We start from the raw sequence: 9,511 nt of genomic DNA, 5'->3' as shown, positions 1-9,511 counted from the left end.
GCAACATGGAGCTACGCCTCGACCGTAGACTGGCCGACCGGCGGGTCTACCCGGCTATCGACATCGCTTCCTCGGGTACGCGGCGCGAGGAACTCCTCTTCGATCCGGACGAGCTCCAGCAAGTCTGGAAGCTGCGCCGGGTGCTCTTGGGTCTGGAGCCGGGGGCGGCGCTCGAGTTGCTGATCGACAAGCTGAAGACCTCGAAGTCGAATGCCGACTTCCTGGCGGAAGTGGCCAGGTCGCGCAACTAGACCGCAAACCGGCGCCGGCGGGGCGCCGTTGCGGAATCTAGCCTGGGAGGACGTGGCATAATCCCGTGGCTTGCGAGACCCGGCCCGAGGCGGCTGCCTTGCCGCCGTCCAGGCACCAGAGCGCGAACAGGAGGACACGTGAAGCGTGACATACATCCCGAGTACCGGCCCGTGGTGTTCCAGGACCCCTCGGTCGACTTCGCGTTCCTGACCCGATCGACCATCCGTACCAACGAGACCATCGTCTGGGAGGATGGCCAGACCTATCCCCTGGCCCGGGTAGAGATATCGAGTGCGAGCCATCCGTTCTTCACCGGCAAGCAGAAGCTGGTGGACACGGCGGGACGGGTGGAACGTTTCGAGCGGCGCTACGGCAGGACGGCCCGTGATCGGGGAGGCGCGGGCGAACCTTCCTAGTCCGTCTCGGGTATCCGGCACATGTCCGAGTCCCCGGTGTCGACCGTCGGAGGTCAGGCGGTAATCGAAGGGGTGATGATGCGGGCGCCATCCGCCTGGTCCGTGGCGGTTCGCAACCCGTCCGGCGAGATAGAAGCCGTCCGCCACCGCCTACCGAGGCTCAGCTCGCGCTCTCGATGGGCCAGGGTTCCACTGGTCCGGGGGGTGCTGGTATTGGGGGAGAGCCTCACCTTGGGGTTCCGCGCCCTGGCGTGGTCGGGGCAGCGCTCGGTCGGAGAGGAAGAGAAGCCCGTCACCAAGGGCCAGATGGCGGGTTCCATGACCATCGCCGCCGTCTTCTTCGTGGGGTTCTTCGTGGTCGTTCCCCTCCTGGTGGTCCGCTGGGGTGGATTGGATGCTTCGTCGTGGGTGTTCCACCTGGTCGAGGCGGTGATCCGGATCGCCCTGCTGGTCGGCTACGTGTGGTTGATCGGGCGCTGGGAGGAGATAGGGCGTGTCTATGCCTACCACGGCGCCGAGCACATGACCATCCATGCCTACGAGGCGGGCGATCCGCTCGATCGGGACCACATCTCCGCCTACCGCCCGGAGCACCCGCGGTGCGGGACCAGCTTCTTGCTGCTGGTCATGCTCACCGCCATCGTGGTGTTCAGCCTGGTGGGCAGCCTTCCGTGGTACGGCCTGATCGCGAGCCGGGTGGTGCTGATTCCGGTCGTGGCCGGTATCTCCTATGAGCTTCTCAAGCTGGGCGGAGCGCAAGCAGATCGGCCCGTGGGGAGGATCCTCACCGCTCCCGGCCTGTGGCTGCAACGACTGACCACACGGGTTCCCGAGACGAACATGATCGATGTGGCGGTGGCCGCGTTGCTGGTCGCTCTGACGGACGAGGAGGTCGACGAGGTAGCCCGGAGGGGTCCGATCATTCCCGAGGCGCTGAGCGCCACGGGCAGGTAGGTGGGGAGTGGTGGACCAGGGGCTGACCGATCGGCTCACCGAGATCGAGCAGGAGTACGGTGAGGTCGAGGGTCTGATGGCCGATCCGGCCGTGCTGGGCGACCCGATCCGGTACGGCGAGGTCTCCCGCCGCTACGCCGAACTCCGGCCGCTGGTCCTGTCCTTCCGGTCGTTGAAGGCGGCGGTCGACGACTCCCGGGAAGCGATCGAGCTGGCCGACATCGAGCTTGACCCCGATCTTGCCCGGGAACTGCGCGAGCTGGCGGTGGCCCGCCGGCAGGAAGCCGACAGCATGGCCGCCGAGCTCAGGGCGGCGCTCACGCCCACCGACCCGGACGACGCGAAGGACGCCATCGTCGAGATCCGGGCCGCCGCCGGGGGCGCGGAGGCGGCCCTATGGGCCGGGGAACTGCTCCGCATGTACCAGCGGTTCGCCGAGACGGAGGGCTTCGGCTGGGAGCCGATCGACAGCGCGCCTGCGGAAGGAGGCGGATTGAGCTCCGTCACCTTCGGAGTGACCGGTCGTGGAGCATTCGCGAGGCTCAAGTTCGAGGCCGGGGTCCACCGGGTCCAACGGGTTCCGAGGACGGAGTCGCAGGGGCGGGTCCATACCTCGACGGCCACCGTGGCCGTGATGCCCGAGGCCGAAGAGGTCGACGTGCAGATCGACGCGAGCGACGTCAAGGTGGACACGTTCCGGTCGTCGGGACCGGGAGGGCAATCAGTCAACACCACCGACTCCGCGGTTCGCATCACCCACCTGCCCACCGGCCTGGTTGTCACGTGCCAGGACGAGAAGTCCCAGCTCCAGAACAAGGAAAAGGCCTTCCGGGTGCTCCGGGCCCGGCTGTACCAGGAGGAGCACCTGGCCCGCGCCGCGGAGCGCGCCGCGGGCAGACGGTCGCAGATCGGAACCGGCGATCGGTCGGAGAAGATCCGAACTTACAACTTCAAGGAGAACCGGGTGACCGATCACCGGATCGGCCTCGTCATCAGGCGCCTCACGCAGGTCCTCGACGGCCAACTCGCCGCGTTCGTAGACGCTCTCACATCGGATCAGGCCACCCGGCGGATGGCTGGCGAGTGATCTTCTTCGTTCGCTTCCCGCTTGACACCGACCTCTCCGCCGAGGCCATCGAGGAGATCGTGCAGAGCTGTCTCGGCCGGTCCGGCTCCGTGATAGGGGCGTCGGAAGGCGCTATAGACGTGGAGTTGTCCGGTGCCGACCCGGCCGCGGCCCTGGCGGTGCTCGCGGCCGAACTGCGGGCAGCCGGACTGCCCCCTTCAACGATGATCGACATCCCATCCCGGGGCTTACGTCTAGGGATTCACGAGGTTTAGTGGTCTGTCTGCGAAACAACCGGGTGCTCTGGCGGCCATCGTCGTCCCGTCGCTGCGTTCCGCTTCCTCAACGTACCCTGCGGGTACGCCTTCGTCAGCGGGCCTTGCGAGGAACACCGCTGCCGACGCCATACCACACCGCCGTTCCACAGACAGACCACTAGAGGGTGCCGCTGGTGCTGGGATCTGTGGGCCTGCCGGGGCTGAAAGCAGCAAATGACCATGGGCGGCTACCGGTCGGAGGCGTCAACTCCAGACTCCTGATCGGAAGTTGCAGCCTGCCGCCCCATGAGGTGGTGCGGCTGCTCGCAGCCATCACAGGCCGACCCCGTGCCGAGTTGCTCGGCGGGCTGGTTATCGACCGGTCCACGGTGAGCATGTTCTACCGGCTGATGGAGCAGCGTTCGGCCGGGATGCCGCTTCAATACCTCGAGGGAACGGTCCAGTTCGGTCCGCTGGAACTGCTGGTGGACCACCGGGTCCTGATTCCCCGGCCCGAGACGGAGCAGTTGTGGCAAAAGGCCCTCGATCTGGTTCCCGACGGACCATGCACCGTCGTAGACATGGGGACCGGCTCCGGATGCCTGGCGATCGGCATCGCCCATGAGCGACCGGCGGCGCGCGTCATAGCAACCGACATCAGCGATGACGCCCTAGATCTGGCCCGGCTCAACGCCGCCCTCCTCCAGGTGGAAGCCGAGTTCTGCCTGGGGGATCGTCTCGACGCACTCCATCCGTCCCTACGCGGCGAGGTCGATCTGATCGTCACCAATCCCCCCTACGTCTCGGACTCGGAGTGGCTCGAGCTGCCTCCCGAGGTCCGGGACTACGAGCCCCGCCTGGCCTTGGTGGCAGGCGACGGCCTCCACATATTCCGGTACCTCGCATCGGAGGCGCCGGAGTGGTTGGCGCCCGATGGCGTTCTGGTCGCCGAGATAGGCGACCGGCAGGGCGCCAAGATTCGCTGGGCGTTCAGGGGCCCGCCGTGGGAGGCAAGCGTCCTCCCCGACCTGGCCGGTCGGGATCGGTTCCTGATCGCCCGGATCACCGCATGAGCCTCGACGCGGCGCTGGTAGCGCTGCGGACCGGCCAGGTGGTAGGGGTGCCCACGGACACCGTCTACGGCCTGGCGGTCGATCCTGCCAACGAGGAGGCGGTGCGGTCACTCTTCCGGATCAAGGGGCGTGGGTGGCAGTTGCCACTGGCCGTGCTGGCGGCCTCGTTCGATCAAATCGAAGGGCTCGTGGATTGGGCCGAGGCGGATAGGCGGCTCGTCGAACCCCACTGGCCGGGGCCGCTAACAGCCGTGCTGAACGCCAGGGTGGCATTGGCCGCGGGTGTCGGGAACCACGAACGCGGCACGCTGGCGGTGCGGGTCCCGGATCACGATCTCCTGAGGAGCTTGCTGGCGGGATCCGGTCCTCTGGCGGTTACGAGCGCCAACCCGAGCGGTTCGGCGCCCGCGCTGGACAGCGTCGAGGCCCGGGCGCTCTTCGGCGGTCAGGTGCCCGTGTACCTGGAGGGGGAGCGGCAGGGAGGCGAGGCGTCGACCGTTGTCGACCTCACCCGCGTTCCCCCGGTCGTCCTCCGCGAGGGACCGGTCTATCTAGAGGCCAGTTCCTAGCCGGACTCGGCGGCCAGGGTGCGGCGGCGGGCGATCTCGGCCGATATGGCCGGCACGACTTGGTGGAGGTCGGCTATCACGGCCCAGTCGGCCTTGGTGACCATGGGCGCGTCGCGGTCGATGTTGATGGCCAGGACGTTCTTGGCGTTCATCATTCCCACCCAATGCTGGATGGCGCCGGAGATGCCGCAGGCGACGTAGAGGTCGGGCGCGACCACGGTGCCGGTCTGGCCCACCTGGAACTTGTGGTTCTTCCAGCCGTTGTTGGTTACAACCCGGGAGCAACCCACCGCTCCTCCCAGCAGGCCCGCCAGCTCCTCGATGATGTCGAAGGCCTCTGCGCTCCCGACCCCGCGCCCGCCGCTGACGACCACCGGGGCGGTGGCGAGGGTTATGCCCTCCGAGACGGTCACCCGGTCCACCACCATGGTCACGGTGTCGGACTCGCCCAACTCGGGGGTGAACTCCGCGACTGTTCCGGCTGCGGGTTGGCCGGTGGCCGCGGCTTCCGTGCTGTGGGGAGCGAGGGTTACCAGCTTGACGGGCGCCGACAACCGGGCCCGCTCGTGGAGGCTTCCGCCCCACCGGACCCGCGTCATCAACCAGTCGTCGCCGTCCGGCTCGATCTCCAGGCAGTTCGCCACCATGGCCAGATCCGCACGGGCGCCGACCTGGGCCATCACCTCGTTGCCACGGTCGGTTCCCGTGGCGATCACCGCACCGGCGCCCACCGACCCGGCCAGCTGGAAGAGGCTCTCCCCCCACGCATCCGGGCCGTAGTCGGTCAGGAGAGGGTGGCTGACCAGATGGACCTGTTCAGCGCCGTAGGCGTCGAGGCCGCCGGCGGCCGAGGCCGCACCGGCACCGATCACTACCGCGTGGAGCTCGGCGCCGAGGCTCTCCGCCAGTATCCGGGCGCCGGTGATGCCACCGAGCGTGGTCTCGTCGACCCGGCCCCGATCATGCTCGACCAGGTAGAGGAAGATGCTCATACCAGACCCAGGCTTTCCATGATGTCCACGATGGCCGGCACAGCTTCCGGGCCCTCGCCGAGAATCTCGACCGCCGAGCCCGCATCGGGCGGGGTCATCAGCATCACTTTCGACTGGCCGCTCGAGCCGGCAACGGGCTCCATGGTCTCCACCGGCGCCCGGCGAGCCGCCATGCGGCCCTTCAACGTCGGGTAGCGGGGCAGGTTGATCCCTTCCTTGACCCCGACCACCGCCGGCAACGGCAGGCGGTACAACTCCCAGCCGGATGGGGTCTCGCGACGGGCGGCGATCGAATCCCCCTCGGTGTCGATCCCCTTGATGCCGGTCACCATCGGGCGTCCAAGGGATCGAGCCGCCCGGATACCCACCTGGAAGCCGCCGGAGTCGGCCGATTCGTTGCCGAACATGACGAGGCCGAACGGCTCGCCCTGCTCCTCCTCCAGCCGGGCAATGGCCGAGACCAGGGCTGCGGACGTGGAAACCGGGTCCCAGTCGGGGATGTCGCTCGGCAGCAGGACCACCGAGGTGGCGCCGACCGCCACCGCCGCCCGCAGCTGCTCCTCGGCCTCGGGCGGACCCAGCGTCAGGACGGTTACCGACCCGCCCTCGCGTTCCACTATCCGGACCGCCTCCTCGACGGCGCACTCCTCGTGGGGGCTGATCGCGAAGCCAAGCAGCGAGGCGTCGATGTCCTGGGCGTCCGGTGTGAGCACGATCTTCGCTCCGGGCGCCGGGACCCGCTTGACACAAACCAGAATCCGCATGTCAGAACCTCGCTCGACCCTGGGCTGGCGCCTTCAGCTCTTCATCCGGACGTCGTCCGGATCGAACAGAGGTCTGGAGCCGACCCGGGCCACCTTCACCGGGAACAGCTCGTTCTGGTACATGATCTGGAGACTACGGCCCTCCTGGGCGAACTCGGGCGGCAGGTAGCCCAGGAACAGGTACGTGTCGAGGGACGGCGACGCCCCGGCCGAGGTCACCCTCGAGACCCGACCCTTGCGGTCCACGATCCGGTCACCTTCCTGGGTGAGGATGGGCTCGTTCCCGCCCATCGGGAACCGGGCCACCCCTGACGTGGACACGTAGCTCTCCAGGGTCAGAGTGCAGCACACCGCGGCGGCCTCCTCGTCCCGGGCCTTCAGGTAGGCCTCCTTGCCCACGAAGTCGGCCTTCTTCACCAGGCGTCGGGCCAGGCCGGCTTCGACCGGGTTGTACTCGGACTCGAGCTCGGCGCCCATCAGCCGGTAACCCTTCTCCAGGCGACCGGTGGTTCCGTAGACGCCGGCGCCAACCGGCACCACTCCCAGGTCCTGGCCGGCCTCCCAGAGCGTCTCCCACAGCATCGGGGCGTGCTCCATGGCGGTGTACACCTCCCAGCCGAGATCGCCTACGTAGGAGATCCGGAACATGGTGACGGGGATCGAGCCGATGGTGGCGTGCTTCCAGGTTCCGTACGGGAATCCTTCGTGGGAGACGTCGTCATCGGTGACCCGCTCGACCAGGCGCCTGGCGTTGGGACCCCAGACGCCGATGGTCGACATGGAAGAGGTTATGTCGGTGAAGGTGACGCAGTCGCTCTCCGGTAACCACTTCCTGAACCAGTAGGCGTCGCGGGCGCCGTCGAAACCGCCTGTTATGACCCGGAAATGGTCCTCTCCCATGCGCAGGATGGTCAGGTCGGAGCGGAACCCGCCCTCCTCGGTGAGCAAGGGTGTGTAGATGCCGCTCCCGACCGGGCGGTCCACCTGGTTCACCGTCATGTACTGGACGAACTGGAGAGCGCCGGAACCCGTGATGTCGAAGATGGCGAACGCGGTCAGGTCGATCATGCCCACCCGGTCCCGAAGGGCGAGGTGCTCGGCGTTCTGGATCGGCGACCACCAGCGGCGGTCCCACTCGTGGGGGCGTTCGGGTATCCGGTCGCCGTACTCCTCGAGCAGGGGAGCGTTGGACTCGTACCAATGGGGTCGTTCCCATCCGCCGGCTTCGAAGTACACCGCCCCCAGCGCCGAGGTGGTGGCGTGAAGGGTGCTGACCCGGCTGTTACGCCGGCTGTCCCACTGCTCCCGCGGGTGGACGATGCCGTAGGTCTTGTTGAAGTGCTCCGAGCATCGGGCCAGGATGTGGCGCTCGGTCTTCATGTAGGGGTAGAAGCGGGCGATGTCGGAGGCGTGCGGATCGATCTCCGGGTAGCCCTGGGTCATCCACTCGGCCAGCGCCCGACCGGTGCCCGGACCTTCCTTGATCCAGATGGCGGCGCACGACCACAGGTTCTTGACCTCGGGCGTCTCACCCACCAACGGCATGGCGTCCGGGGTCAACGAGAGCAGTCCGTTGATGCCGTACTTGATCTCGGCATCGCCCAGGAAGGGCATCAACTCGACCGCCTGCTCGAGCTGCGGGTCGAAGTCGTCCATGGTCAGGGGCAGCTCGGTGGGCGACAGCCGGGCCTCTTCGATGGACGGGATGGTGTCGGGGTGGTGGAAGATCGGCCGGTGGGCGTACGAACCGACCTCCATGGAGCCCCCGGTCTGGCGCTCGTAGCAGAACGTGTCCATGTCGCGGACTATCGGGTAGCCGATCTCGCTGTTGGTGGCCGACAGGATCTCGAGCGGGCCCACGTCGATCATCTGGTGAACAGCGGGAGTCAGGGGGATGGACGCGCCCGCCATCCGCGCCAGGCGCGGAGACCAGACGCCGCAGGCGATGACTACGTACTCGCAGGCGATCCTGCCCTTGTTGGTGACCACCGCGCTGATCCGGCCCCGATCCGTCTCGATGTCCAGGACCTCGGTCACGGGATGAACCGATAGGGCGCCCAGATCCTGGGCGTACTCCCGCATGAGGGTTCCGGCCCGCAACGAGTCCACCACGGACACGGTGGGCGAGAACCAGCCGCCCAGGACCACGTCGACGTCTAGGAACGGTACGAGCTCCTCGATCTCCTCCCGGGTCACCAGCCGGCTGTCGATACCCCAGGACTTGGCCGAGGTCATGCGGCGGTTCAACTCGTGCATGCGGACTTCCGTCCTGGCGACCTCCAACCCTCCCGACGTGACACTCACGCCCATCTCCTCGTACTGTTCCTGGCTGTCGAGGGTGAGGTGGGCCATCTCCTTGTTGTGGTCCACCGGGTAGATGAAGTTGGAGGCGTGGCCGGTGGAGCCTCCCGGGTTTGGAAGGGGGCCCTTGTCGAGCTGGACGATGTCACGCCAGCCATGGGCAGCGAGGTGCTTCACCACCGAGTTCCCAACGATGCCGGCGCCGATCACGACCACTCGGGCGCTGGACGGGAAGTCGCTCATTCCTGCCTCCTCTGCCTTCCCTGAGCCCTTCCGGTTCCACGATGCGGAACCTTCTTACGATACGGAACGATTCTATCTATCGGGCGCAGGCTTTGCGTGTTCGATCACGGGCGGCTGGCAGCGGTCGGAGCGCACCCGAAGTTATGTCGGGCACGACGGGTTCCGCATCCTAGAACTGTCCGGCGGAGCCAGTCCGGGGCCGATCATCGGTGACCGACAACCAGCGACGGGTCTCCTAGAGCCCCAGGATCGGGTTCCGCTCCGACCGGGAGCGTCGGGCGCGCAGGTGACACCGCCCAGGTTGCGTGCTCGTCCGATGATCGGATCCACATTGATCATCTCGTGGCAGAACCAGGTGCCGCGCCGGTAGCGGGCAGGTGTGGCTTGGGCGAGATGAACCGCGGCGGTGTCGGCTAGGGCGGTTCCGCCCGTGTCCTCGATGTTCAGCCTCAGACCCACCTGGACGCAGAGGTCACGGATGCGCCTGGACTTGGTGAGCCCGCCCACCCGGTTCGGCTTGAGCCCGATTCCCTCGCAGGCCTGGTCATGGTGGGCCGGTCGGGTAGTCGGCTGTGGTAGCCCACGGCCCACCATCCACTATTCACTGACTACAGGCAACTGGCC

The 9,511-nt window shown here is 67.4% G+C and carries 11 protein-coding genes; 7 read left to right on the top strand and 4 right to left on the bottom strand.

All coding sequences use genetic code 11. The features are described 5' to 3' along the window. From OXK16_03675 to OXK16_03645, 7 genes are all read left to right on the top strand, one after another. Positions 1 to 251, top strand: a 251-nt coding sequence (locus tag OXK16_03675; GenBank protein MDE0375048.1) for a transcription termination factor Rho, incomplete at its 5' end; no start/stop codon positions are given. Between the two features lie 138 nt (positions 252 to 389). Next, positions 390 to 668 carry a type B 50S ribosomal protein L31 gene (locus OXK16_03670; protein MDE0375047.1) on the top strand — a complete coding sequence of 93 codons (279 nt, stop codon included), beginning with the start codon at positions 390 to 392 and terminating at the stop codon, positions 666 to 668. A 21-nt stretch (positions 669 to 689) separates the two neighbouring features. Next, the gene (locus OXK16_03665) at positions 690 to 1,622 is read left to right on the top strand and encodes a DUF1385 domain-containing protein (GenBank protein ID MDE0375046.1); all 933 of its coding nucleotides are present in this window, start codon (positions 690 to 692) and stop codon (positions 1,620 to 1,622) included. Between the two features lie 22 nt (positions 1,623 to 1,644). Further along, positions 1,645 to 2,709, top strand: a complete 1,065-nt coding sequence (prfA, locus tag OXK16_03660) for a peptide chain release factor 1 (GenBank protein ID MDE0375045.1) — start codon at positions 1,645 to 1,647, stop codon at positions 2,707 to 2,709. Continuing rightward, positions 2,706 to 2,963, top strand: coding sequence for a hypothetical protein (locus OXK16_03655; GenBank protein MDE0375044.1), 258 nt, complete (start codon positions 2,706 to 2,708; stop codon positions 2,961 to 2,963). Before prfA ends, OXK16_03655 begins: the two co-directional genes overlap by 4 nt. A 176-nt stretch (positions 2,964 to 3,139) precedes the next feature. Beyond that, entirely contained in the window at positions 3,140 to 4,018 is an 879-nt protein-coding gene (prmC, locus tag OXK16_03650) for a peptide chain release factor N(5)-glutamine methyltransferase (GenBank protein MDE0375043.1), read from the top strand. Beyond that, entirely contained in the window at positions 4,015 to 4,587 is a 573-nt protein-coding gene (locus OXK16_03645; protein ID MDE0375042.1) for an L-threonylcarbamoyladenylate synthase, read from the top strand. The genes prmC and OXK16_03645 overlap by 4 nt, the downstream gene beginning before the upstream one ends. Here OXK16_03645 and OXK16_03640 read toward each other — a convergent pair. From OXK16_03640 to OXK16_03625, 4 genes are all read right to left on the bottom strand, one after another. Next, positions 4,584 to 5,579, bottom strand: coding sequence for an electron transfer flavoprotein subunit alpha/FixB family protein (locus tag OXK16_03640; protein ID MDE0375041.1), 996 nt, complete (start codon positions 5,577 to 5,579; stop codon positions 4,584 to 4,586). The genes OXK16_03645 and OXK16_03640 overlap by 4 nt on opposite strands. Then, entirely contained in the window at positions 5,576 to 6,343 is a 768-nt protein-coding gene (locus tag OXK16_03635; protein MDE0375040.1) for an electron transfer flavoprotein subunit beta/FixA family protein, read from the bottom strand. The genes OXK16_03640 and OXK16_03635 overlap by 4 nt, the downstream gene beginning before the upstream one ends. Before the next feature lie 33 nt (positions 6,344 to 6,376). Beyond that, positions 6,377 to 8,887, bottom strand: coding sequence for an FAD-dependent oxidoreductase (locus OXK16_03630; protein ID MDE0375039.1), 2,511 nt, complete (start codon positions 8,885 to 8,887; stop codon positions 6,377 to 6,379). Positions 8,888 to 9,028: 141 nt separating this feature from the next. Further along, the gene (locus OXK16_03625; protein MDE0375038.1) at positions 9,029 to 9,481 is read right to left on the bottom strand and encodes a hypothetical protein; all 453 of its coding nucleotides are present in this window, start codon (positions 9,479 to 9,481) and stop codon (positions 9,029 to 9,031) included. Between the last annotated feature and the right edge of the window lie 30 nt (positions 9,482 to 9,511).

The organism is bacterium (genome assembly GCA_028821235.1).
In the GTDB taxonomy this organism is placed as follows: Bacteria; Actinomycetota; Acidimicrobiia; order Spongiisociales; family Spongiisociaceae; genus Spongiisocius.
The sequence above is the reverse complement of the archived record's forward strand: the minus strand, read 5'-3'. Positions and strand labels throughout refer to the sequence as shown.